Genomic DNA, 24,695 nt, shown 5'->3' with positions numbered 1-24,695 from the left:
GAAATATCTCCAGGCCTTTTTAATCAATTGTTTTCTAATTATAGTTTGGTTAATAACCGGTGTTTTGAGGAAAATTAGCTTCGTTGCCCTCTGCCCGGTCTATTTGATTTTGCGGAATAGGTCTTAAGACATGGTAATCTTCAATTCCGATGGCTTTCGAGTTATGAGCAGTCACACGTTCTACTAAAATACTCCATCTTTTTAGATCTAACCATCTTTGCTGTTCTCCCAATAGTTCTCTTGCCCGTTCTTCGATGATCATTTCCATGTCCATTTCGGCAGGGGTGATTTCCATTTGGTCTTCCCGTCCCGGGAAGGCAGCCCTTCTTCTTACCACGTTGATATTTTCCGTAGCTTCTGTGATTTTATCCTGCTTCAATTGAGCCTCTGCCAGGAGCAAATAGGTATCTGCCAGCCTGAAAGCGATGTAATCCCTTCCTCCCTGGAATTGGGTCAGGTCCACTCTTCCCGGGTCCATGTGTTTTTTCATCGTGCCAAAAAGGCGCTCGGTATAAGCACTTGGAACCAAGACTTGATAAGGCTTCTGTGCCCTTTCCTCCATAGACATTTCATATCCAGGGACATAAATAGCCGTATCGCCGGCAGCAAAAGTCACCTGATCCTTGGAATCGTCAAACGTTGTATTGAAGGTTCCCGGATTATTGGAGTAATAAACCTGCTTAAAGGAATTCTCATAACGGCTGTCATTCACCCTATCCCCAAAAATAACGTTATAGGTATAATCCGTTGGCATGTAGCGTTTAAAAGGGCGTCCGTTTTCGGTATCCCTTCTCATCCCAGGCTGCACATCATATTCCATAAGGAAAAACACATGGGAATTGTTTCCCCCTCCATTTGTCAATTGATTCCTTCCATATTGTACCGCGAAAACGACTTCATTATTGACTTCGTTTCCAAAAGCGTGTACATCTCCGAAATTATCCAATAAGCTGAATCCATAATTGTCTATTACGGATTGCAACAAAGGTTCAGCCTTGGCAAAATCATCATTTGCAGCAGCTTCTGAGGTTCCTTTGGTCAGGTAGACCCTACCCAACAAATGCTCGGCAGTTGCCCGTGTTGCCCTACCATAGTCGCTGGATTGCCCCACATTTTCCAAATCCGGAATAGCTGCCTCCAAGTCATTGATGATGGCTGCATATACATCAGCCACCGGAGCCCGGCTTACTTCATTGGAAGGGACCACGGACTCACTAAGTTGTAAATCAAGAGGTCCAAATAGCTGCACCAGGATAAAGTAGTGGTGGGCACGGATAAACTTTGCTTCCGCAATTCTCCTGGCTCTTATCTCGTCTGAAAGCCCTTCCACCTCAGGAGCCCGATCAATAACTGCATTGGCAGTATTGATACCTTGGTAAAATTGATCCCAAAGTTCACGGACATGTGCATTTTGGGAATCAAAATCGGAGGTATAGAAATTCATGAATTTAAAACCGCCATCTGCTCCATTGGTGTAGGTGTCAGTTCCAAAAACAGTGAAATTGTTTCCTCTTTCGGTACCATACCAAGATCTAAATGAACTGTAGGCAGCATGAAGGCCATCATTCAAACCTGCTGGTGTGTTCAGGTAATCATTTCCAATATTGGAAACCACCTCTTCTTCCAAAAAGCCTTCGCAGCTAACCCCGGCAAACAGAGCAGCTCCCATGATGCTGATTTTGGAATACTTTGAAAATATATTTTTGATTTTTGATTTCATTGCTTAACAAATTGAGGTTACACTTTAAAACTTAGCATTGATACCAAAGGTGATTTGGGTCACAGCCGGCGCAATATTGGAATTGATAACCCCACCTTCTACACCCTGTTCACCATCAATAAAGGTCTCAGGATCGATACCTGCATGCCGGCTCCGGTATTCTGAAAAGATAAAAGGTTGCTGCACACTGGCATAAACCCTCAGGCTTTCCATTTTAAGTCTCGAAACCAATGGAGCAGGTAGTGTATATCCCAAATTGATATTTCTCACCTTCAAGAAAGTACCATCAAAGTACTGTAAGGAGGAGGAATATTTTGGGAATTCCTGATTTGCATTAGGGCGGGGATAATCATTTGTAGGATTATCAGGTGTCCAGTAGTCTACATTCAGGTTGTTGTACCTTCCAGCCAGGGCGTTGAATCCACCGGTGTGGAATGCACTTCTGATCATGGAACCCACTCTGCCGAAAAGGAAAAAGGAAAGATCTACTCCTTTATAGGAGAATCGATTGGTAATACCCCCACTGAAGTCAGGAACGGCAGATCCTAATATTTGCCGGTCAGCAGCATTGATTTGGCCATCATCGTTGGTGTCTTCGATCTTGATCAGTCCTGGCTGGTCACTATATACAGCCGCTTCATCTGCTTCGTCCAGTTGCCAGATGCCTTCTTTGTTCCAATCAAAAAAGACCGTTAAAGGCTCACCGATAAATCTTCCGGCTCCTACGTCATCTCCGTCAGCCAATTCTAAGATTTCTTCTCTGTTTCTATTAAAGATGAAATCGGTAGACCATCTGAATCCACCCCTGTCGACGTTGATGGTATTTAAAGTCAATTCAATACCCCTGTTTTGGGTTTTACCAATATTGGTAATAAATCCTCCAAAGCCGGTGGAATTAGGTAGGGGCTGTGGTGCCAATAGGTCGGTGGTTGTGGTTACATAATATTCCACGGTACCGGCAATCCTACCTTGAGAAAATACAAAATCCAAACCGGCATTAGCGGTGGTGGAGGTTTCCCACCTTAAATCAGGGTTTCCGATGGTTCCTGGTCGGTAGCCAAATGCAGCGGTTCCGCCAAACTCGTATGCGGTACGGGCCAATAATGGCTGAGTCTGGTAAGGATCAATTCCCTGGTTTCCAATGGAACCATAACTGGTTCTTAACTTCAACTGGTCCAATACGGAGCTCCCTGCTAAGAAATCCTCATCCCCAATATTCCAACCAAAGGCCACAGAAGGGAAATAGCCAAATCGGTTGTTTTCCCCAAATCTGGAAGACCCATCCGCTCTTACGGTGGCTGTTAAAAGGTATTTACCTTTGTAGTCATAATTTAACCTGCCCATGTAGGATAGCAAGGTCCACTGAATGAGGTTGGTGTTGGCGCCGGTTATCTGGCTGGCATCTCCCAGGCGGTGAAACAATTGACTTTCAGCAGGGATACCCAAAACATTAATATTGGTAAATTCCCGGTTATCCTTTTGAAGGGACTGCAATCCAGTAAATTGGAAAGTATGATCCTCGTTAAAGGTTTTTGTATAATTGAGGATGTTTTCCAGGGTGTAATTCACCTGAAATTCCTCTGCAATACTGCCTGTAGGATCCCCACCTCTTCTATTATTGGTTTGAGCACCTATAAACCGGCCACTTCTTCTAATAGTGATGTCAGGTCCAAAATTAGTTCTGAAAGTTAATCCTGGGGAAATTTCCCATAACGCATAAATACTGTTAAAGATCCGGTATCGTTTGGTAAGGTCCTCATGAGCACCGGGTACAATCTCCGCCAAAGGATTGGTTCTTAAACCATCTTGAGTAGGTTGGAAATTAATGGAACCGTCGTCATTAAAGGTTTTGCCCAATGGATTTTCCTGCAGTGCTCCGCCTAGTGGATTGAAATTCTCCCCATTTCTTTCACTGTAGGTAAACAGGGTGGAAGTTCCAATTCGGAATTTATCATTCAATTCATGGTCGATATTTGCTCTGAAAGAATACCGGGTAAAATCCTGAAGTTTTACCACACCCACATCACGGAACATGTTTCCGGAGAGGAAGAATGTGGTTTTCTGACTACCCCCAGAAACACTAACCTGGTGACTCTGAATAGACCCTGTTCGGGTCAAGGCATCGATGTAATCATAACTTCTTCCCAATCGAATGCTTTCCAGTTCATTGGGTTCGAAGAGGCCTTCGTCTGCTTCCTGGGTGGCAGGTCCTTCAGGGTATTCCCCTACTGCCCGACGAGATTCCCTTTTGTATTCGGCAAATTCTTCGCCATTGAAATTTTCTATACGTCCCAAACTCTGATTGACACCGTAGTAAGAGTCTACAGAGACGATGGTTTTACCGGCTTGCCCTCTTTTGGTGGTAATCAAAACCACCCCATTGGCACCTCTTGAACCATAAATAGCAGTGGCCGAGGCATCTTTTAGCACTTCCATTGAAGTGATGTCCTGCGGGTTGATGTCATTAATACCGCCTGCAATAGGAATATTATCCACTACGTAAAGCGGGTCGTTGCCGGCATTAAAGGACCGTCTTCCTCGGATCCTTACCTGCGGTGCCGATCCGGGCTTACTTCCCGCCTGGGTCACATCTACTCCGGTAGCACGTCCCTGTAGGGCCTGCCGGGCATCCACTATGGGTAATTCTGCTATTTCTTTGTTGCCAACGGAGGAAATGGCTCCCGTCAATTGGCTTTTTCGGGTAGTACCATACCCGGTTACCACTACTTCATCCAGATCTGAAACATTCGGTTCCAATTGGATATTTATCTCGGATTGGTTGCCTATTTCTATTTCTTTAGGAGAGTACCCAATAAAAGAGAATACCAGGGTGGCATTGGAGGGGGCGGAAATGTTATAATTCCCATCCAGGTCAGCAGCTACACCTGTTGATGTGCCTTTAACCAATACAGAGGCTCCCGGTATGGGCATTTCGTTTTCGTCGGTTATTTGTCCCCTTACCTGCACGTTCTGTGCCTGTGCCAGGTGGGTACCTATAACCATCAGGAGCAATAAAAGCCCTGATTTCAAGTAATTTCTCGAGGTCATAATTTTAGGTTTAATTGGAATTGAAATTTGTTTTTTATGGAAATTGAAGGAACAATTTCCGGCTTTCGAGTTTGTTCTTGATTTTTACATAATTTTCATTTTTAGGAGATCGTCTAATTTATTAGTATTTGGGTAAAATTATTTATTTAATGTCACAACTACATTTTTTAGCAGAGAAATATGCAATCGGTTGCGTAGATTTATATGGTCGGAAATATAGTGATATTAACGGTAATAAAATAAAAGCAGTTACGATATTTTTTTAAAAAAGCGGCGATAGTTAACGGGGAAATTAGGAGTATCGGAGAATGCTACCTTACTTTTTCTCACTTGTAAAAATGCCTTCAACGGCATATCCAGAAGAAAACACTCCTTTTTTCGAGGGCCTCCATTTTTAAAAAAATGGGAGAGCACAGGTGTATTTCTAAGGGAAGGGTTCTATCTTTCCTAACGAGTACTTGTTTCAAAATTTCAAGCTTTTATTTCGTTTTAAGATGGTTTTGTTTTGCTCAAGTAGATCGAAGATATAAAAAAAAACAAGCCCGTCGGACTTGTTTTTTTAGCTTCTCAATTTGAAATTTTTGTTTAATTCAGCTCTCTGATTTTGATATTTTTATAATGGACTTCATCCCCATGGTCCTGAAGTAGGATATGTCCCTCTTCTGCTTCGCCGAAGTTCTCCCATTTCTGGTATTTGCTATCGGCTACCAGTTCCCGGTAGGCATCGGAACCTCGGGTGTATTCCACTACTTTCAAGCCATTGATATAATGTTCGACCGTATTATCGGGATGCACTACGACCCGGCCTTTGTTCCACTCTCCTATAGGACGGACAAATCGGGACTGCTTGTCTGCCTTAATCAGATCGTAGAGCGATGCCAGCGTACGGTTGCCGTCTTTACCCTGTTTGGCGTCCGGATGCCTTTCATCATCCAATATCTGGTATTCTAATCCAATGGCGGATCCGGTATTGTTTTCGTTTAAGGTTACAAAATATTTCACCCCACTATTCGCTCCTTCGGTCAGTTTAAAATCGAAAGACAGGTCAAAGGCACTGTACTGATCCACTGTGACGATATCTCCGGCATTCGCAGATTCCCTTCCATCAGAAGCTTCTATGGTCAGCACCCCGTCATTGATGGTCCAGCCCCCATCGGGAAAGGTTTCTGCCCGAGCACTCCGCCAGCCATCGCTGCTAGTGCCGTCAAATAACAGTTTCCAACCGATTTCCTCTTCATAGGAAGTCAGTTCGTTGTCGAGCGTGCTGACTACGAAAACATCATTTTCGAAGGGTGTGGGACTTAGGTCTTCCGTCTTGATCCGGATATTCCGGAAATATGTTTTCTTGCCGGCGTTTTCCGGATTGTCGCCGATGCCGTGGACTTGCAGGCCGATAAAACCGGACTGGTCCATATCGTCAACCAGGTAGGCTACTTCCTGCCCATTGACCCAGGTTTTAAGTGTATTATCGATAAATTCAATGCGGTAAGTATTGAACTCACCTAGTTTAAAAGCGCTTCGGGCATCTGGATTGTAAGTAAGCGGATAAAGCCAACCTCTTCTGGCCTCATCGTAGATACCGCCCGACCAGGCTCTCTCTTTTGGATCACATTCCACCTGATAGCCGAAGACCCTTCCTCTTCCGTCATTGGCATCGGGGTTGTGTTGTCCTCTGACCATCACTCCGGAATTGCTCGATTCATCATCTACCCGGATTTCCAATTCCAGGATAAAATCTTCGTATGTTTCGTCCGTCACCAGAAAGGTGTTTGGGGTGTTCGCCACGGCCGATCCTACGATCACACCGTCTTCGATGCTGAATTCAGCTTCTCCATCCAATTGATGCCAACCGTCCAGGGTTTCCCCGTCAAATAAATTGGTCCAGCCCTCCTTGGTCTCCACCGTGGGTTGCCCACAGGCTGCCAAAAGGAAAATGGCCAGGTTTAACAGGATTAGATTTTGTTTGTTCATAATTTGGGTTCGTTTACGTGTTCTTATGTTTTTTTGCCGCTAGGGACAGGTAACGGTTACGATAGATTTAAAGATAACCATTATCTTTCGAATATATAAAAAAAATACGCAATCGATTGCACAGTTACCTGTAAGAAATTCATAAAAAGGCTTTCCATCCGGGTAATTTCATTTTTCCAGGCCAACAATTGCCTCAAAATTCATTAATTTTAGCGGCGTAGGTTTACCTGTTTCTACATGCCCTATTTCTGGTCGCTGAAATTTGGCATTCGGAACCCTAGGTTCCCATCATTTGGTATGCATCTATTTTTGTTCACAGCTATGCAAGGAGTATTCGATTATTGGGCGTTTCTCGCTGGTATAGGGTTATTTCTTTGGGGTATGAGTCAGCTAGAGTTGGCCCTTAAGGAATTGGCAGGAAATTCCTTTAAGAATATGCTGCATACCTATACCGACAAAGCATGGAAAGGTATTTTGGTTGGGACGTTGATCACGGCCATTTTGCAGAGCAGTTCCCTGGTGACCCTGATGGTACTGGCTTTCCTCGGGGGCGGGATGCTCCATTTGCGCAACGCACTGGGGGTGGTATTGGGAGCCAACCTGGGAACCACTTTCACTGCCTGGATCGTTGCTACTTTTGGTTTTAAAATCAGCGTGGCCGATTTTGCCTACCCCTTCCTGGCGATTGGCGTCATGACCTATTTGCTGAATAATAGCCGGCCTTTTCTCAAAAATACAGGCATGTTTTTATTGGGGTTTGGCCTGTTGTTTCTGGGCCTGGATTACATGAAGCTAGCCATCGATGCGTATGCTTCTGCTGTAGATTTGAGTGCATTCAGGGAGTACGGACTTTGGTGGTACCTGGTATTGGGGCTAGTGGTTACTGCCATGATCCAATCCAGTTCGGCCATGATTGTCATCGTTTTGAGCGGGGTCAATGCGCAGGTGATTGGTACGGATCATGCCTTGTCTATGATCATAGGAGCCAATATCGGGACCACTTTCACACTGATCCTTGGATCCGTGGGGGGCACTGCGGATAAAAAAAGACTGGCACTGGCTAATTTTGGCTTTAACTTTCTGGCAGGAATCTTTTGTTTTTTCTGGATCGACCAGTTGATTTTTGCGAGCAGTTATGTTTTTGATCTAACGGACCCTTTGATGGAACTGGTGCTGTTGAATTCCCTGGTAAACGGACTGATGATCCTGGGGTTTTTTCCGTTTTTATCGCCCCTGGAGGGCTGGCTGAAGCGGAGATTTCGCTCGGATATTCCCAAAGGCAGGTCCCGGTTTGTCAAAAACGTCCCCCTGGACCTGCCATCGGTGGCGCTGATGGCCCTCGAGAAAGAATTGGATGGGGTGTTGAAAAATACGTTAAAGTTGGTGTGGAAAATCATACACAAGCAGAAGGGTCCCAAAAAGGATGCCTCAGTATGGCGAAAAATTACCTTTCAACCTAAGAACCTACTTCAGGATTACCAGCAACTTAAAGACCTGGAGGAGGAGCTTTTTCAGTTTGCCCTGGGCCTGCAGGAGAAAAACCTGAGTCCCGAGGAGGCCAATCACTTGTCGGAGTTGACCCATACCCTACGGCTGCTGGTGGTTGGAGCCAAGGAATTCAAAGATGTCATCCATAACCTGAAAGAAATGGAAGACGCTACCGAACCGTTTGTAGGGGAGGTGCTGGCGGAGGTGCAGGAAGAGGTGAAAGATTTCTTGACCCTTTTCGAAGAATACCATGGATTGGATAAAGCGGATGCCCACACGCTACATGCCGTGGAGGAAAAACTCAAATCCAATTATTCAGCTCGAATACATTCTCTCTACAGCCACCTCCGTAATAAAAAAACCGATGTGAGCATTTCCACCCTGGCAAATGTGATCCAGCAGGTTTTTTCTGGTCTGGGACTGATTTGGGAAGGCATCGGGTCCATGCGAAAGAAAGAGCCCGAGTCACTAGAGAAGGACTGATACGTATTTGGTGGGATGTTGATCGATTTAGCCTGGATAGGTTGAGGGCCTGGTGGGGTTGGATACCCTAATAATGCGAATGTCCTGGCTTGTTTGCAGTGGATGGATTGGGATTGCAAAGATAGCGGCGAAGATTTTCCTTCCGACATGCCCATCGTTGGAGAAAAACCAATGCCGCCGGAAACGTTATTACAGCAATTTCAAACAGGATACAAACCCAATATTCCTTTACGGTAATGAATAGCTAATCGGTCCTTTTTACCCGACTGGCTCCTTACAAAAATAAATGGGGAATAAAAAAAAAAGGCCAGGATTGTCCTAAAACCCTGGCCTCGTTCAAAAGTACTTATTCAAATTTCACGCTTAAAACAGGAATGTCTGTCTTGAACAGGACCGTGTCGGTAACGCCAATCTGATAGGAGGCGCTGGATTTCCGCACATTAGAGGCGATGGCGATGATCCCGGCATTTTCTTCCTCCGCAAATGCCACGATTCCTTTTTCTGCCTCCTCGTGATTGTAAATATGCCGGTGGATGATCAGATCTTCCTGACCGGTTGCATAATTCCGCATCAGCTTTTCCGCTCTGGCACTATCGGTAAACTTCGCAGGCGTATTGATGTATAGGAAATATACAGAGGCTCCGATGGTTTTGATCAGGGGCTTCATTCGGGTAAAAGCCGGTCTGCTTACCTCATTGAACAGAGAAGCAAAAACCATTTTTTTCATCGCCCTTCCATCCATTACTTTCTTTACGGCCAGTACAGGACAGTTTGCCTGCCGCATCACTTTTTGGGTGGTGGACCCAATAAATTTACCTTCTTCGTAGCCTCGGCCATAGGCACCGATAACGATCAGGTCGGCCTTCTGTTTTTCGGCCAAATCAACCAGCACCTGTCCGGGCACACCCACTTCTACGACGGCCTCTATGGGAGTGCTTTTTACCTTATGGTCAGCGATGAAGGATTTTAGCTTATCTTTTGCCTCTGCTTCCAGGTCAATAATTTGCTGATGTTTGGCCTTCTCGGCTTCGGATAGGTTTTTCCAGTCCAGTTCCGAGTTGATGGCGTTGATACAGGTGATGGAAGCATCTCCCTTTGCGGCAATTTTCGATGCCGTTAGAAAGGCGTTTTCACTATAGGGAGAAAAATCTACGGGAACAATAATGCGTTTCATGGTGATCGTTTTTTTTTTTGTTAAAAGCTCGTTTTATCTAGATGGACAGCTAGCACTGACTTTTTTGGCGACTACCTGTTTCATCCATCTTCTGCGTTGATACTGTATTTCAAAATAAACAAAATGTTTTTTAAAAAAACATGATCCAGGTCAGTAATAAACCTGATAGTTTCCATTGTTCTGTTCTGAATGGTATCTGAAACCTGATTTTTATAATTTACCCACCTGGATATTTTTGAAGGCGATGCTCATCTCGTTGTTGGGGTGGAGTTGTAGTCCGATAGGGCCTTTTTCAGGCATATTTTCAGAAGTATAGGTCATGACTTCCTCTCCATTTAGCCATACGGTGTAGGTTTGGTCTTCCACTTTTACCTTCATGGTGTTCCATTCGTCCGTTTTGAGAAGCGCTTTTACTCCTTCCGCTTCCACCGGATAGGATTTTCCAGGAATGTAAGGGGATCCGGTCATGTCCCGCTGAAGGGATCCGGAGATGCCAATTTGTATCTGGTCTTTATCTGAGCGCAAGAATATCCCGGAGTCTACGGTTCCTTTTCCCATTAGAAAGTCCATTTGAACAATAAAATCGCTGTATTCTTTTTTCGTCCATAGCGTGGAGCCGGTTTTGCTGGGGTCATTCTCTACGGAGATCATTCCGTTTTCCACGGTCCACCAAATATTGTCCTCTGGTTCAACGGTCCAGCCTTTCAGGCTTTTACCGTTAAAAATTGATTTCATTTTTACCTCCTGAGCATGGGTCGTGTTGATCAGGAATAAGGCGATCAGCAAGCTGGGAAGAATGGTTCTGATTTTCATTTTGATTTGGGTTTATATGCTTAAATTGATTCTATTGATTTATTTGTGTTCGAGTTAGTTAATCTATTCTTGTTAAAGAAAAGCATTTTGATTTAAAGAAACAGCATGTTTCGTACCAAAGGTTTTTCGGTAAGGAAACTATTTGCTGAGTAAGCCCCATTTTATTTAACAGGCGCGGTAATCCTGTTTTAATAGTTCAAGCAGGAAAACCCGATTTGTATCTTAGTTCTTTTAAATTCATAAGGACTCGAATTTTTGGGTAGATGGTTCAATTACCGGTATAGATTCTTTTTCGAACGGAAAAGGCATTGGCCGGATTTTTCACCAACAATTGATTTATGTCTTCTTCGGTAAATCCATTCTTCAGAAGCAAGGGAATGAATTGAGTGCTGATGGTGGAAAAGTCCCTGAAATGGCCTCCATCTTCTTCTCCTGGTCGATACCAGCCGGCATCGTGGGAAATCAACACCTGTTCCAGCCAGCCCTGTTCCCTGAGATAGCGGAGCTTTTCCAGGTATTCCTGTAGGTTGGAGGGCTGTACGCCATCCAGGCTAATCCAGGCTCCTTCCGCTGCAAGGGTGGAATAATTTTCCATATTAGATTCATTTTGGGCATGTACCCAGATAAAGGCACTCGGATGAACACCGTTTGCCTTTAATAAAGCTACTTGTTGCTTGGCAGGGAGGAATGGCCCGGTATGGGAAGCGATGGTTAGCCCCGTTTGCTTATGAGTCAGTCCGGCAGCGTGTATCAATTTTTGATGCAATTTGGAAAGGCTACCGCTGTTTACGCCGATTTTAATAAAGCCTGGTTTGATACCGGTTTGTCCAATACCGTTTTTCCATTCATCGGTCCAGATCCCGGCGAGGGTTTCGGCAGAGGAAGAAAAGGCATGCGCGGGCAGGAAGGCATTGTCCACCGCTCCGTAATACCCAGTGTTGGTAAGAATTTGAATGCCGGTTTGTTCAGAAAGCTGCCGGAGTAATTCCGGGTCTCTTCCCAAATACGCTGGGGTGCAGGAAACGAGGGTTTGGATTTTCATGGCTGGCAATGCCGCTACAAAAGGCCTTACTTTTTCCACCACCGCCGACCGATCCCAACGGGTAGCGGTGATTTTGTCGGCACCGATAAAATCCACCAGCAGATGTTCGTGGATAAGGCTTCTACCCATTTGATTGGCAGGAATGGGACCCTTCACGGTCATGATCTCCTGATTCTGACCAAATCCAGCCGGTATCCAGCCGGATATCGTAAATATGATCAGCAGAAGAACCGGATTTTTCATGAAGTCTATGGATTTAATTTTAAGTATGCTGCCATGGCGGCTCCGATAATTCCTGCTTCGTTTTTATTTTCTGCGACGATTACCGGAACATCGATGGTGATCTCGTTTTCAAATTTATCCAGCTTTTTGCTGGCCCCTCCTCCCAATATAAACAAATCTGGAGAAATAATCCGCACCGTATGTTTCAGGAATTTATTGAAGCGCTTCCCCCAGGTTTTGTAGCTAAGGTTTTCGTTCTTTCGGGCCGAGTCAGCGGCAAAATATTCGATAATCTGTCCGTTTTTATAATAGATACGGCCCAATTCGAAATTGGGAATCAATTGACCATTATAAAATACGCCGGTACCCAGTCCGGTGCCGATGGTAACGGTTACGACCAGTCCCGTTTTTCCACTGCCTGCACCAAAGGTCATTTCAGCCAGGCCGGCAGCGTCGGCATCATTGATCACAGTGACCGGAAGCCCTGTTTTTTCGGAAAACAGCCGATCCACCTGAACGCCCACCCAGCTTTTGTGGATGTTACTTTTGGTCATGCAGCGACCGTTGTTCACCACCGTAGGGAACCCACAGCCTATGGGGCCTGTCCATTCAAAATGGTTCACCAAGGTCTGCACGGCCTCTGCCACGCTTCCCGGTTTGGTAGGTATGGGTGTAGGGACCCTGAACCTCTCTGCTGTCAATTCCCCGGTTTCGATATTTACCGGGGCGGCTTTGATTCCAGACCCCCCTATATCCAATCCTAATATTTCCATTCAAAACTATTTAGTATCCAACAAAATTTTATTTTGGCGATACAAGTTAGCAAAAATTAGCCTGATTCCCCTGCTTCGAAGGTTTAAAATGCGAAAACAAAAATATTCATTCCTAAAAACATAAATTCTAGCTAGCTTTATCCTTTATTAAGGTGTGATTACCTCAACTGTAACCAAATAACCATGCAAACTACCTATCAGCGAAGATCATTTTTGAAAAAACTGGGTTTACTCAGTCTGGCTACCGCCAGTAGTACCCACTGGTTGGGGGCGGCTCCGGCCAGCAAGCAAATCGGGCTGCAATTGTATTCCTTAAGGGAGGATATTAAAGGCAATGTCCCGGGAATATTAAAGCAAGTAGCGGATATTGGCTTTAAAAAGCTGGAGGCAGCCAACTATGCTGATGGGAAGATATACGGATCTTCTCCAAAAGAGATAAAGAAAATGGTGATGGATCTGGGCATGCACATGCAAAGTGCCCACGTGGGTGGCCCCAGGGATTTTTCGGGTGCCAATCACACGGCAGCCATGGACTGGTGGAAGCAGGCCGCGGATGCGCATGCTGCCGTAGGAGCCGAATTCCTGATAAAACCATCCATGCCCAAACCGGACACCTTGAGGGAATTGGAGACCTGGTGTACCTATTACAATCAGGTAGGATACATCGCTAAGGAATACGATCTTCAGTTCGGATTTCATAATCACGCCCGGGAGTTTGAAAAAATAGAGGGAAAGGTAATGTATGATTTTATGCTTGAAAATACCGATCCCGACCTTTTTTGCATGGAACTCGACGTTTACTGGGCCACCAAAGGGGGCTACGATCCAGTAGATTATCTGAATAAATATTCGGGTAGGTTTCCATTGCTACACATCAAAGACGAAGAGGAGATCGGGCAAAGCGGTACCATGGATTTCGCGCCCATATTCAAAGCCGCTTACGCTCAGGGAATGAAGGGGTACTACGTGGAGGTGGAACGTTATAATTTTGAACCGGTAAAAAGTGTGGCCATGAGCTACGAATACCTGGCAAACTCAAATTACGTGAAATAATAAAAAAAACCGGCGAAGGAATTCGCCGGTTTTTTTGAACGATTTTTATTTTATTTCCTCTCTGCCATCGGCGTGAATGGCAAAGCGCCCTCTTTCTTTAGGATGAGTATGTTCGTGGGTTTTCCAGGGCCATCCCCCAAATTGGGTTCGTTGGAATTCGTATACGGCTTCCTGGATTTCCTGATTGCTGTTCATGACAAAGGGGCCGTGCTGCACCACTTTCTCGCCCAGGGGTTTTCCCTGCAAATAGAGAAAATACCCCGTTTCGTTTCCATTACGTACGTCCAAGGCATTCCCCCCGGCCAGATCGATGGAGTGTTCCTTTGAGATACGTTCTCCCGCCGTCTCCATCTGGTCTCCTGCATAGAAGAAGAGACTTCTATCTGTGGCCGCTCCTACTTCTGGAAGGGTGAATTGGGCTCCTGGCTCGGCCGTAATCAGCCAGATGGCTACCTCATTGGCGGGATCAGCCGCATAAGAATCCGGAGCAGGAGCCAAGGCCTTCATGTCACCAAACTGCCCTGCGATTAGCTTAAAATGACTGGCCTTTCCCTGCTCATCCCGGACAACCTTTACAGGAATATCCTCGTTCCACATCATTTTAAAATGCGCCGGCACGTTTTTATTTGCCTGAGGTAGATTGAGCCAGATCTGAAACAAGTGCAGGGGGTTTTTACGCTGCTCATTTAGCAGGGGAAACATCTCCGAATGCATCACTCCCTTCCCGGCGGTCATCCACTGGGTATCTCCATTGCCAAACCTTCCGGCAGCTCCCAGGGAGTCAGAATGGTCTACCAGCCCTTCCTCTACAATGGTAACCGTCTCAAAACCCTTATGGGGGTGGGCTGGAAAACCGGGTACCTTGCTTCCATGGTACATGCTCCAGCCATCTTGTCCTGAAAAATCCTGACCGATCTGTCTTCCATTCAGACCAGTCAATGGGGCCATGTCCGGCGTTCCTTCCGGAAACACATCCTGATGATGGGCACAGAATAAAAACGGATCTTGTGTTTGCCAGTGAAATCCCAATGGTCGGATGGCTTTAAGTATTGCTGTCATAATTGGATTATTTATGTGTATATACATGTAATAATCCCGATTTTCGTCGTTTAGTTCCCTTATGGAAAAATAATTGTTAATCGTAGCCTTTTAGCGGATTGAGGTAATGCCTGAATATAAGCTGTCCGGAAACCGGATAGTCATTGAAGCGGTTAAACCCTTCGTTACCGTCTAGTTGGTCTGAAAAAGTCATCAGCAGGTTTCCTTCGAAGGCGATATCTGTATACAGGTTTAAGCGATAACTAAGACCCCCTTTGACAGGAATGTATCCCACGATCCGGGAGTTATTGCTCCTGGCAGGCCCATTGGCTTCCAGCCGGGTTTCCTCGTTTAAATTGAGTAGTAGGCCCAATCCAGTCCCCATATATACGTTCACTCGTTTGCGCTGAGTATGGTTTTCAGAACCGAAAATATGGAGCGTAGGCATCAGGTCCAGGTAGATCATGTTGTTTTTGCTGCCAACGGCTTGACCGGTACTTCGCCAGGTATCAATGACCTGAGGGGTAAAATAGTCCTGATCCTGACTCCGCGTGTGTTGGTAGCCCAGGTTAGCATTCAGATTGATATTGGAGTGGATTTTTCGGCCGTAGGTCAAGGAAACCGCAGGACCCGTCTTGACATCCAATCCCCGAAACCGACCAGCGTTATCCGCATACATGGCTCCCAGACCCAATCCGACTTGATAGTACTGGTTTCTTGAAACCTTTTCCTTGTAAAAATTTTGACTTGAAACCGTAAATGGGAAAAACAGGGCTGCTGCAAGCAGGAAAGGGATTGTGGAAAGGATTTTTTTCATCGTCTGCTTTAATGTTGATTGGGTACAGGTAGTAACGGTTAAAATTACCATTTCTTACGGATAAATTGAATTTAAGCACAAAAAATGGATGAATTAGAGGAGAAATTTTAGTAGGAAGGAAATATTACCTATTTTAGACACGGGTAGGGTTTGGAACAGGTACATCCGGGTTGCTTGCGGAATTTCCCCTGCCCCTACTATTTTAGATTTTGAGCTGATTCAGTATAATTTTGAAATCAATTATGTTTTTATGAAAGGAATTATTTTAGCTGGGGGTTCCGGCACACGCCTTTATCCCTTAACCATTGCTGTTAGCAAACAGTTGATGCCGGTTTACGACAAGCCCATGATCTATTACCCCCTGTCCGTCCTGATGATGGCGGGCATTCGGGAAATTTTGATCATCACTACTCCGGAAGATCACGATGCGTTTCGGAAATTACTGGGGGATGGTAGTCAGGTTGGCTGCGATTTTCAGTTTGCCATTCAGCCCAAGCCCGAGGGGCTGGCCCAGGCCTTTATTATTGGGGAGAAATTTATCGGCAATGACAAGGTGGCTTTGATACTGGGAGACAATATTTTTTATGGGACCGGCTTGTACCGCACCTTAAAAGAACATACGGATCCGGAAGGGGGTGTGGTATTTGCCTATCATGTCAACGACCCCCAACGATACGGAGTAGTGGCGTTTGATGCGGATTACAAGGTGCTTAGCATCGAAGAGAAGCCGACTTCTCCAAAATCAAATTTTGCGGTGCCCGGTTTGTATTTTTACGATAATGAAGTGGTGGAAATTGCCAAAAACATCCGTCCCAGCAGCAGAGGTGAATTGGAAATTACGGACATTAATAATGTGTACCTGAAGAAAGACAAGCTTAACGTAGCCATTCTGAATCGGGGAACGGCCTGGCTGGATACCGGCACCCATCAGTCCCTGCTACAGGCAGCCCAGTTTGTGGAAGTCATAGAGGAACGGCAGGGGCTGAAAATAGGCTGCATCGAAGAGATTGCTTATCGAAATGGATTTATTAATCAGGAAAAATTACTGGAATCAGCCGAAAAACTGGGGAAAAGCGGCTACGGAGAGTACCTCAAAAAGCTTGTAAGCCAAAATTTAAATTTTTAGCATGCGATCTTTGCCGGTTTTTTGACATGTTTTTTCCGTCTACTAGACGCTTTAACTTCCAGGGTCCGGCCGGGATAGCTTGCCTCCATTGGGGTTAAATACAAAAAACAATATCTGAAACGCATAAAAAATGATAAAAAAACGCTCTGATTTTTGGAGGTGTTTGATTTTTATTTTATGTTTGTACTAATCTATTTGTTTTTTGTAGTGTAATAATTGTATTTCAATGGTAGATATTGTTTTGGTTGACGACGACAGGGTAAGCACATTTGTTACGGAAAAATTCATTCGTAAAAGTGTAAACGGCCCCTATCGGATTCACACTTTCTATTCAGCGACAGAGGCCTTGATTAAGGTAAAGGAAATCCGTCCACAGTACTTATTTCTCGATCTGATCATGCCTCAGATGAGTGGATGGGATTTTTTGGATCGGTTTAATGCAGAAATAGTAGGCTCTGAAATTTATATTTTAAGCGGCTCCCTGGATAAGACTGACCGTGAAAAAGCCAATGCAAACAATAAAGTAAAGAAATTTCTTTCCAAACTATCCGTTAAGGAAAGCATCCCGGAGATTTTCCGGAATTGAAGTCTTTTTGTAGGGTTTAAGATTAATTTTTGATCGAAAGTACATAGGTCCCGGGCACTGCCCGGGACCTATGTTTTTAACGATTTGATTCCCCAAACCATCAGAGCGATTTGGCCTAACTCAAATAGGGTCAACGGTATCAGGCCCAGGATTACAGCAAACCCGGAAAAAAGAAAAATTCCAGCAACTAATCCCAGCGCCCCGATCACTTTTGTTATGGTTCCCCAGGGCTCTCCATATCCCAAATACCCTGCGCCCAGGAAGGCATACGCGGCACCAAACCCCATGACTTTAACCAGATAGTAAGATTCCATGGATAGCTGAGGGGAGAAGATGGCAAACAGGTCAAAGCAATACCAGATCAAATTACTACCAATCATCACCCATAAGGCAATCCTCAGGATGAAATTTGGGAAGTGTTTTTCCAAAGCCAGCCAGCCCAAAAGGAATCCGGTGTAGGTTAGAAATGTAAAAACTTTAATCAGTACCAGCGGGTAAGAAACCATTTTCTCATCGGTTTCCATCCATTCGATTTCCATGGCGATATCGAAATAGGCGAGAAAGAAATAAATAATTCCAGAGGCCATTGCCAGGTAAATAAACACGGGAGATAGGATTTCAGAATTAGCCTTTATTGACTCTTCCTCCCAGGAATGACCCAGGGCTTCAAAAAGTGCTTTAATGGTATGTGATCGGGGCTGTACTTCCCCCGCTTCGATTCGCTGAAGGGTTCTGACATTTAGGTTGCAGCGTTCGACCAAATCCTCCTGAGTGATGCCCTTGGCTTTTCTTAATCCGGCAATTTTAATTCCTAATGATGGCTGTTTCATAGCGTTGTAACTTTATTTTGTCAGGGCAATTTCAGGGTAAAAAAGCAACATGTTAGCGAAATAGGCTCGGAATTCGCCCGGCATTCACCCGACATTTACCTAAAGATGCAAAAAAAGCAGCGATCCGGGAACCTTCTTATACTAAAATTGATTGAACGTTCATTCACTAGCTCAAATGGAACCAATTCAAGATAAGAAAACCCTGTTATTTGAAAGTGCGCTGGAGCTGATCCGGGTGCATGGATTTCATGGTACCCCTGTGAGCAGGGTCGCCAGGGAAGCCGGGGTGGCGGCTGGTACCGTGTATACTTATTTTAACAGTAAAGATGAAATGATCCTGGAACTATATAAATACGTAAAGCTCAAGGTACTGGCCGAGGTTTCGACTAAAGACAATCCGGAGCTCCCATTTCAGCAGCGGTTTTTCGCCTTTTGGGATCACCTTACTTCGCTATACCTTTCCAAACCTGCATTTCAAAGTTTTATGGAGCAATTCGTCAGCAGCCCCTATAATACGCCCGAACTTCAACAATCTACGGACCTTTGGGGAGCCTGGTTGGGGAAGTTTTTTGAGCAGGGGGTTGCGGTAGGGGCATTAAAACCCCTTAGCCCTCAGATTCTGGCCATAATGGTGATCGGTAGTGTTATTTCCCTAGTTCGATACCTTACCTATTTTGAATCCAAAACCCAGTCTGTGAAAGGGGAGCTGACGCAAATCCCCCAAATGGTTTGGGATGGGATTAAAAACCATTAATGCTTCTTTTTTAAACCAATCATTATCGATGAACAATTACCTCAACCTTCTCCTTCTTCTGTTTCTGGGGATTGCTCCGGAAGTGAATGCTCAGTCCGACTCCATTCAGACGAATGGATTAACGCTACCCGAGTTGGTGGATTTTGCTTTGCAAAATAGTCCCGGAGTGCAGCAGTCCGAGTTGGATCAGCAGATCGGGGAGCGCCAGATCAAATCCAGCCTGTCGGGTTGGCTCCCTCAGGTCAGTGCGAACTATCAACTCACCAACAATCTCAAACTCCAAACGCAGCCTATCGGCGATGAGTTGATTACGTTTGGTCAGCCCTTTGCCAGTAACTTTAATTTCTCCGCTACCCAGACCTTGTTTGACCGGGATCAGTTTTTTGCCTACCGGGGTGCCGGGCTGGTAAAGGAGGAATTGAGTCAGTCACTGGAAACCAACCGCATCAATACGGTGGTGATTGTTGCCAAGGCTTATTACGATATCCTGCTGACATACGAGCAAATCCGGGTTTTGGATGAAAACATGGTTCGGCAGGAAAAGCAATACCTGGACGCGAAAAGCAGGTATGAGGCCGGGTTGGTAGACAAAACCGATTTCCAGCGTGCAAGTATTAGCCTGGCCAACCTTAAAAGTGACCGCAACAGGGTGAATGCATCGCTCAGTGCCAAGTATGCTTACCTTAAAGAACTGGCGGGTTTCCCACAGGATGAGGAACTGGCATTGAATTATGCTTATGAATCCCTGGAGCAAACCGCCCATTGGGAGGAGGGCTTTGATTTTAGTTTGGAGCAACGGGTGGAATACCAATTGGCCAAGACCCAATTGGCTACAACCGAGCTGAACACCAAGTATGCGCAATGGGCCTTTATCCCGTCCCTAAATGGGTTTTATAATTATAATTTCCTGTTTTTTAACCGGGATTTTTCCGGGCTATACAGGCAGTCGTTTCCCACTTCCTCGGTAGGGCTGACCCTGGCCATACCACTATTTCAAGGAGGCAAGCGAGTGCAAGAAGTCAAGATTGCCCGGCTGCAGCAGGACCGTGCGGAACTCGGTCTTCTGGACTTTGAAAAGCAACTGTTTACCGAATACGAGCGGGCACTGGCCGACTATCAATCCAGCTATTATGAGTGGAAGACACTTCAGTCCAATAAGGAATTGGCCAGAGAAGTCTATGAAACCATCAAACTGCAATATGACGAAGGGGTGAAAGCCTACGTAGACCTTATCGTAGCGGAAACGGAGCTTCGTACGGCCCAGTTGAACCATTACCGGGCACTTTTCACGGTGCTATCCAGTAAGCTTGACCTCATGCGGGCCCTGGGTCAGATTAATCCTTCATCCATCAATACTTCACTTTGATACAAAAATGAAACATGTGATACGCAATTCTTTCGTCCTGTTAGTTGTCCTGGCAATGATCATGTCAAGCTGTGGTGGTTCTGGCGGTCAAACTGCTGTGGCACCACCGCCTGTATCGGTCAGCACCTATCAGGTAGCCTCAAGGCCGGTAACCGGTCTGGACAACTATCCGGCCACCTTGGTAGCCGTCAATGAAGTAGAAATCCGGCCTCAGGTAAGCGGCTATGTTACGCAGATTTTTGTAAAAGACGGGCAGAAAGTCAGTCGGGGACAAAAGCTGTACGAGATCGATCAGAGCAAATACCTGGCTGCCAAAAATCAGGCGGAAGCCTCCCTCGCATCGGCGCAGGCAAATCTGGCCCGCGTAGAAAAGGACGTGGAGCGGTACGAGCGGTTGGATCAAAAAGAAGCCATTGCCAGACAGGTGCTGGACAATGCCAGAGCGGAACTTTTGGCGGCGGAGGCCCAGGTTCAGGCGGCAGAAGCCCAGGTAGCCTCTGCAGGTACCGATTTGCAATACACGTTAATTACGGCCCCCTTTGCCGGACAGGTGGGCATTTCCCAGGTTCGGGTGGGAGGCCAGGTTTCTCCGGGACAGCCACTCCTGAATACCATTTCTTCTTCCGGGCCGATTCAGGTGGACTTTGTGATTAATGAAAAGGAAATTCCACGCTTTAACCGGCTGATGAATGCTGGAAGCAGTCCCGATTCGCTTTTTACGCTCCGGTTGGGTGATGAATCGGTTTATCCCTATCCGGGAAAATTGGTTACCATGGACCGGGCGGTAGGAAGGCAGTCCGGGACCTTGAACGTGCGGGTAGCGTTTCCCAATCCGGAAGGCATGCTCGTGCCTGGGATGACCGCTATGCTGCAGGTAGTAAATCAGGATTATGGAGAGCAGGTAGTGATTCCCTATAAGGCTGTCACCGAGCAAATGGGGGAATATTTTGTCTATGTGATCGCCGCCGACAGCACGGTGTCCCAGCAAACGCTTAGCCTGGGAACTGTTTTGGGACCGGAAGTAGTGGTTCGGGAAGGGCTGGACGCCGGACAGAACATCGTGGTAGAGGGCATCCAGAAGCTCCGACAGGGGGCTAAAGTGCAACTCCAATAATATACGGGCAGTTTTTTTACATAAAAGTCAGGTTCATGATCTCAGAAGTATTTATAAAACGGCCGGTTTTGGCCATGGTGATCTCCATCGTGATCGTACTGGTAGGCGCATTGGCAGCACTCACACTTCCGGTGACGCAGTACCCGGATATCACACCACCGGTGGTTTCTGTTTCGGCAAATTACGTGGGTTCGAATGCCCAGACCGTGGAACAAACGGTGGCTACTCCCATCGAAACGCAAGTCAATGGAACTCCCGGAATGGCCTATATCAGCTCCAATAATACCAGTATGGGACAGATGCAGATGAACGTTACCTTCGATGTGGGGACGGACATTGATATTGCCACACTGGATGTTCAGAACCGGGTCAGCATTGCAGAGCCCACGCTACCGGAAGCAGTGAGGAGATTGGGAGTAGTGGTGCGAAAGCGAAATCCCAGTATCATGATGGTGATCAGTATTTTCTCACCGGAAGGTACCCATGATCCCAAATTTCTCTCCAACTATACCAACATTTTTATTAAAGATGCCCTTCTACGGGTAAATGGGGTAGGAGATATCAATGCTATCGGACAGGATTTTTCCATGAGGATATGGTTGCGCCCTGATAAGATGTCTCAATATGGAGTCTCCACCGCTCAGGTGAATCAGGCCATTCAGGAACAAAACCTGCAGGTGGCTGCCGGTACCGTGGGTGGTATGCCCCAATTTTCCTCCCAGGCTTTTGAGTATCCCATTACCGTGAATGGGCGGCTGGAGGATGAGGCAGAATTTGAAGATATAATTGTGCGTAGCAATCCCGAAGATGGATCGCTGATATACCTTAAAGACATTGCCCGGGTGGAACTGGGGCAATTTGACTATAGCCGGTATTCAACCGTCAACGGCAAGGAAGCGGCCATTCTTTTGGTCTATCAGGCTCCCGGAAGCAATGCGGTGGAGACAGCCGAGGGCATATACGAAGCCCTTGGAAACCTCAAGGAAACGTTTCCGGCAGATGTAGATTATATCGTACCTTTTGAATCGGTTTCGGTTGTGGAGGTTTCGATCAACGAGGTTATTAAAACCTTTGCGGAGGCCCTGCTTCTGGTTATCGTCGTGGTGTTTTTATTTTTGCAGAGCTGGAGAGCTACCTTGGTTCCGATTTTGGCCATTCCGGTTTCGATAATCGGTACCTTTATTTTCTTTGTGCCACTTGGCTTTACCATCAATACCCTGACCATGTTTGGGTTTGTATTGGCGATAGGGATTGTGGTGGATGATGCGATCGTGGTGGTGGAAGCCGCCCAGCATTACATTGATCGTTTCAAGCTTACTGCCAGAGAGGCTACGCGGAAAGCCATGCAGGATATTACCGCACCGGTGATTGCCATTGCCTTGATTTTGGCAGCGGTTTTCATACCGGTAGGATTTATTCCGGGTATCGTGGGTAGGATGTACCAGCAGTTTGCGATCACCATTGCCATCTCGGTATTGATTTCAGCTTTTGTGGCATTGACACTTACGCCGGCACTTTGCAGCTTGCTTCTGAAGCCTTCCCCGGTGCATGAAAAGAGCAGGGGACTCAACCGCTTTTTTTATTGGTTCAATAATTGGTTTGGCCGGGTCACCGGAAAATATACCGGAGGGGTGAATAGCTGGATAAAAAAGACACCACTGGCCCTGGTGATGTTGGTGGTGATAGTCGTCGGCACCTTCGGATTATTTCAGAATAAACCAACCGGTTTTTTACCTACTGAAGATGAAGGAAGGCTATTTGTCTCTGTGGAGTTGCCCGAGGGAGCCTCCTCCAGCAGAACCCGGAAGGTGATGGAAGACATGACCGAATTGATCCAATCGACTGATGGGATTAACAACCTCACCGGAATCGGAGGTTTAAATGCCATCAATTTCTCCTTTAAACCCAATTCGGCTACCTTCTTTGTACAGATGGATCCCTGGGAGGAGCGAAAAGACCCTTCACTTCAATTATTCGGCTTGATCGCGACGCTGAACCAAAAGTTTCAGGCAATCAAAGAAGCCAATGTAGTGGTAGTCCCCCCGCCCGCTATCCCTGGTTTGGGGCAGACGGGTGGTTTTAGTTTTATGTTGGAACAACGTGCGGGTGGAGACGTGAAAGAATTGGAGCAAGTAATGGGACAATTTCTTCAGGAAGCCAATGCCCGACCGGAAATTGCGAGGGCTTTTAGCTTTTTCACGGCCAAGACCCCAGGGTACCACGTGGAAGTGGACCGGGAAAAGGTGAAAAAGCTGGGAATCTCCCTTACGGATGTATTTGGTACCATGTCCGGTCTGATGGGGTCCTCCTATGTCAACGATTTCACGAAATACGGTCGGAATTTCCGGGTGGTCACGCAGGCAGACACAGCCTATCGGGCCGGAATGGATGATTTGGAACAATATTACGTCTTGAACCGGCAGGGTGCGTCGGTACCGCTATCGGCACTTGTGAATTATGAGGTGGTGGAAAGTTCGCCCGTGATTTCTCATTACAACTTGTTCCGTTCGACGGAAATCAACGGCAATGCGGCACCGGGCTACAGTTCGGGGCAGGCCATTCAGGCCTTGGAGGAAGTAGCAGCAGAGGTACTGCCAGAAGGGTATGGGTACGACTTTTCAGGCCTGAGTCGGGAAGAGATGGCTGCAGGGAACAGTACCATTTTGATATTTTCCCTTGCCATCATTCTTGTTTCTCTGCTTTTGGCAGCCTTGTACGAGAGTTGGTCGGTTCCTTTTTCGGTATTATTTGCCTTGCCACTCGGGGCTTTTGGAGCCATTCTGGCATTGACCTTTTTACCGCACCTGGACAATAATGTGTATGCCCAGATTGGATTGATCACCCTGATAGGACTGGCTGCCAAAAATGCCATTCTTATTGTGGAATTTGCCAAGGATCGGGTGGATAGGGGCATGCCCTTGGTCCGGGCGACGCTGGAGGCGGCAAAACTTCGTCTACGTCCGATTATCATGACATCCATGGCCTTTATACTTGGCGTGGTACCCTTGGCATTGTCCAATGGAGCCGGGGCCGTAGCCCGGGAGACCATTGGCTGGACAGTGATTGGGGGCATGTTGGCGGCAACGTTTTTGGCCATTTTCTTTGTACCGGTCCTTTACGTGGCTATTACCCGTGTAGCCTACGGGAAAAAGGAGTTGAAACGCCTGGAGGATAACGCCGATACCGAATGGATTGAAAGCCATCATAGTTGATGGCAAGTAGCATCCTGTCTAATACGCTTCAGGGGATTGGGATTTCCCCTGGAGCACTTTGTCCG

18 protein-coding genes are annotated in these 24,695 nt (G+C 46.3%); 8 read left to right on the top strand and 10 right to left on the bottom strand.

All coding sequences use genetic code 11. The features are described 5' to 3' along the window. Positions 1–49: 49 nt before the first annotated feature. From GJQ68_RS13890 to GJQ68_RS13880, 3 genes are all read right to left on the bottom strand, one after another. Positions 50–1,720 (bottom strand): RagB/SusD family nutrient uptake outer membrane protein, encoded by a 1,671-nt coding sequence (locus GJQ68_RS13890; protein WP_162417859.1) that lies wholly within the window; start codon positions 1,718–1,720, stop codon positions 50–52. Positions 1,721–1,744: 24 nt separating this feature from the next. Further along, positions 1,745–4,768, bottom strand: coding sequence for a SusC/RagA family TonB-linked outer membrane protein (locus GJQ68_RS13885; protein WP_162417858.1), 3,024 nt, complete (start codon positions 4,766–4,768; stop codon positions 1,745–1,747). Positions 4,769–5,353: 585 nt separating this feature from the next. After that, positions 5,354–6,739 (bottom strand): 3-keto-disaccharide hydrolase, encoded by a 1,386-nt coding sequence (locus GJQ68_RS13880; protein WP_162417857.1) that lies wholly within the window; start codon positions 6,737–6,739, stop codon positions 5,354–5,356. Positions 6,740–7,120: 381 nt separating this feature from the next. On the opposite strand from GJQ68_RS13880, the gene GJQ68_RS13875 reads away from it, so the two are divergent. Next, positions 7,121–8,710 (top strand): Na/Pi cotransporter family protein, encoded by a 1,590-nt coding sequence (locus GJQ68_RS13875; protein WP_162417856.1) that lies wholly within the window; start codon positions 7,121–7,123, stop codon positions 8,708–8,710. 346 nt (positions 8,711–9,056) lie between these two features. Here the strand turns inward: GJQ68_RS13875 and GJQ68_RS13870 are convergent, their stop codons facing one another. The 4 genes from GJQ68_RS13870 to ppgK all read right to left on the bottom strand — a co-directional run bounded on the left by GJQ68_RS13870 (position 9,057) and on the right by ppgK (position 12,734). Then, positions 9,057–9,884 carry a universal stress protein gene (locus tag GJQ68_RS13870; protein WP_162417855.1) on the bottom strand — a complete coding sequence of 276 codons (828 nt, stop codon included), beginning with the start codon at positions 9,882–9,884 and terminating at the stop codon, positions 9,057–9,059. 210 nt (positions 9,885–10,094) lie between these two features. Continuing rightward, positions 10,095–10,697: a 3-keto-disaccharide hydrolase gene (locus tag GJQ68_RS13865; RefSeq protein WP_162417854.1), complete on the bottom strand. Its 603-nt coding sequence runs from the start codon at positions 10,695–10,697 to the stop codon at positions 10,095–10,097. Between the two features lie 268 nt (positions 10,698–10,965). Further along, the gene (locus GJQ68_RS13860; protein ID WP_162417853.1) at positions 10,966–11,982 is read right to left on the bottom strand and encodes a phosphotriesterase family protein; all 1,017 of its coding nucleotides are present in this window, start codon (positions 11,980–11,982) and stop codon (positions 10,966–10,968) included. 5 nt (positions 11,983–11,987) lie between these two features. Then, positions 11,988–12,734 (bottom strand): polyphosphate--glucose phosphotransferase, encoded by a 747-nt coding sequence (ppgK, locus tag GJQ68_RS13855; protein ID WP_162417852.1) that lies wholly within the window; start codon positions 12,732–12,734, stop codon positions 11,988–11,990. A gap of 183 nt (positions 12,735–12,917) precedes the next feature. On the opposite strand from ppgK, the gene GJQ68_RS13850 reads away from it, so the two are divergent. Beyond that, positions 12,918–13,787 carry a sugar phosphate isomerase/epimerase family protein gene (locus GJQ68_RS13850; RefSeq protein WP_162417851.1) on the top strand — a complete coding sequence of 290 codons (870 nt, stop codon included), beginning with the start codon at positions 12,918–12,920 and terminating at the stop codon, positions 13,785–13,787. 45 nt (positions 13,788–13,832) lie between these two features. On the opposite strand, the gene GJQ68_RS13845 is transcribed toward GJQ68_RS13850, so the two are convergent. Together GJQ68_RS13845 and GJQ68_RS13840 are read right to left on the bottom strand one after the other, a co-directional pair. Next, a complete protein-coding gene (locus GJQ68_RS13845) occupies positions 13,833–14,846 on the bottom strand; it encodes a pirin family protein (RefSeq protein ID WP_162417850.1) in 1,014 nt (337 codons plus the stop codon). 76 nt (positions 14,847–14,922) lie between these two features. Beyond that, complete coding sequence (locus GJQ68_RS13840) at positions 14,923–15,642, bottom strand: hypothetical protein (protein ID WP_162342780.1); 720 nt, start codon at positions 15,640–15,642, stop codon at positions 14,923–14,925. A gap of 250 nt (positions 15,643–15,892) precedes the next feature. On the opposite strand from GJQ68_RS13840, the gene rfbA reads away from it, so the two are divergent. Both rfbA and GJQ68_RS13830 read left to right on the top strand, forming a co-directional pair. Further along, positions 15,893–16,768 carry a glucose-1-phosphate thymidylyltransferase RfbA gene (rfbA, locus tag GJQ68_RS13835; RefSeq protein WP_162417849.1) on the top strand — a complete coding sequence of 292 codons (876 nt, stop codon included), beginning with the start codon at positions 15,893–15,895 and terminating at the stop codon, positions 16,766–16,768. Positions 16,769–16,994: 226 nt separating this feature from the next. Next, on the top strand, positions 16,995–17,354 hold the full coding sequence (locus tag GJQ68_RS13830; RefSeq protein ID WP_162342778.1) for a response regulator: 360 nt from the start codon (positions 16,995–16,997) through the stop codon (positions 17,352–17,354). 68 nt (positions 17,355–17,422) lie between these two features. On the opposite strand, the gene GJQ68_RS13825 is transcribed toward GJQ68_RS13830, so the two are convergent. Continuing rightward, the gene (locus tag GJQ68_RS13825) at positions 17,423–18,184 is read right to left on the bottom strand and encodes a helix-turn-helix domain-containing protein (protein ID WP_162417848.1); all 762 of its coding nucleotides are present in this window, start codon (positions 18,182–18,184) and stop codon (positions 17,423–17,425) included. A 175-nt stretch (positions 18,185–18,359) separates the two neighbouring features. On the opposite strand from GJQ68_RS13825, the gene GJQ68_RS13820 reads away from it, so the two are divergent. Genes GJQ68_RS13820 through GJQ68_RS13805 form a run of 4 tightly spaced genes read left to right on the top strand, consistent with a single transcriptional unit; the run spans position 18,360 to position 24,630 of the window. Then, positions 18,360–18,938, top strand: a complete 579-nt coding sequence (locus GJQ68_RS13820; RefSeq protein ID WP_162417847.1) for a TetR/AcrR family transcriptional regulator — start codon at positions 18,360–18,362, stop codon at positions 18,936–18,938. 28 nt (positions 18,939–18,966) lie between these two features. Further along, the gene (locus GJQ68_RS13815) at positions 18,967–20,304 is read left to right on the top strand and encodes a TolC family protein (protein WP_162417846.1); all 1,338 of its coding nucleotides are present in this window, start codon (positions 18,967–18,969) and stop codon (positions 20,302–20,304) included. Between the two features lie 7 nt (positions 20,305–20,311). Then, the gene (locus GJQ68_RS13810; protein WP_162417845.1) at positions 20,312–21,418 is read left to right on the top strand and encodes an efflux RND transporter periplasmic adaptor subunit; all 1,107 of its coding nucleotides are present in this window, start codon (positions 20,312–20,314) and stop codon (positions 21,416–21,418) included. 35 nt (positions 21,419–21,453) lie between these two features. Further along, a complete protein-coding gene (locus GJQ68_RS13805) occupies positions 21,454–24,630 on the top strand; it encodes an efflux RND transporter permease subunit (RefSeq protein ID WP_162417844.1) in 3,177 nt (1,058 codons plus the stop codon). The last annotated feature ends 65 nt before the right edge of the window (positions 24,631–24,695 follow it).

Origin of the sequence: Cyclobacterium roseum (assembly GCF_010119225.1) — a bacterium.
Classification (GTDB): Bacteria; Bacteroidota; Bacteroidia; order Cytophagales; family Cyclobacteriaceae; genus Cyclobacterium; species Cyclobacterium roseum.
Note: the sequence above shows the minus strand (reverse complement) of the source record. Positions and strands in the feature narration are given on the sequence as shown.

Bases quoted from the DNA above. Each gene is read 5' to 3' on its own strand.
- GJQ68_RS13860 (WP_162417853.1), bottom strand. From the start codon at position 11,982: ATGAAAAATCCGGTTCTTCTGCTGATCATATTTACGATATCCGGCTGG.
- GJQ68_RS13865 (WP_162417854.1), bottom strand. From the start codon at position 10,697: ATGAAAATCAGAACCATTCTTCCCAGCTTGCTGATCGCCTTATTCCTG.
- GJQ68_RS13840 (WP_162342780.1), bottom strand. From the start codon at position 15,642: ATGAAAAAAATCCTTTCCACAATCCCTTTCCTGCTTGCAGCAGCCCTG.
- GJQ68_RS13880 (WP_162417857.1), bottom strand. From the start codon at position 6,739: ATGAACAAACAAAATCTAATCCTGTTAAACCTGGCCATTTTCCTTTTG.
- ppgK (WP_162417852.1), bottom strand. From the start codon at position 12,734: ATGGAAATATTAGGATTGGATATAGGGGGGTCTGGAATCAAAGCCGCC.
- GJQ68_RS13820 (WP_162417847.1), top strand. From the start codon at position 18,360: ATGGAACCAATTCAAGATAAGAAAACCCTGTTATTTGAAAGTGCGCTG.
- GJQ68_RS13815 (WP_162417846.1), top strand. From the start codon at position 18,967: ATGAACAATTACCTCAACCTTCTCCTTCTTCTGTTTCTGGGGATTGCT.
- GJQ68_RS13870 (WP_162417855.1), bottom strand. From the start codon at position 9,884: ATGAAACGCATTATTGTTCCCGTAGATTTTTCTCCCTATAGTGAAAAC.
- GJQ68_RS13830 (WP_162342778.1), top strand. From the start codon at position 16,995: ATGGTAGATATTGTTTTGGTTGACGACGACAGGGTAAGCACATTTGTT.
- GJQ68_RS13850 (WP_162417851.1), top strand. From the start codon at position 12,918: ATGCAAACTACCTATCAGCGAAGATCATTTTTGAAAAAACTGGGTTTA.
- rfbA (WP_162417849.1), top strand. From the start codon at position 15,893: ATGAAAGGAATTATTTTAGCTGGGGGTTCCGGCACACGCCTTTATCCC.
- GJQ68_RS13845 (WP_162417850.1), bottom strand. From the start codon at position 14,846: ATGACAGCAATACTTAAAGCCATCCGACCATTGGGATTTCACTGGCAA.
- GJQ68_RS13810 (WP_162417845.1), top strand. From the start codon at position 20,312: ATGAAACATGTGATACGCAATTCTTTCGTCCTGTTAGTTGTCCTGGCA.
- GJQ68_RS13890 (WP_162417859.1), bottom strand. From the start codon at position 1,720: ATGAAATCAAAAATCAAAAATATATTTTCAAAGTATTCCAAAATCAGC.
- GJQ68_RS13805 (WP_162417844.1), top strand. From the start codon at position 21,454: ATGATCTCAGAAGTATTTATAAAACGGCCGGTTTTGGCCATGGTGATC.
- GJQ68_RS13825 (WP_162417848.1), bottom strand. From the start codon at position 18,184: ATGAAACAGCCATCATTAGGAATTAAAATTGCCGGATTAAGAAAAGCC.
- GJQ68_RS13885 (WP_162417858.1), bottom strand. From the start codon at position 4,768: ATGACCTCGAGAAATTACTTGAAATCAGGGCTTTTATTGCTCCTGATG.
- GJQ68_RS13875 (WP_162417856.1), top strand. From the start codon at position 7,121: ATGAGTCAGCTAGAGTTGGCCCTTAAGGAATTGGCAGGAAATTCCTTT.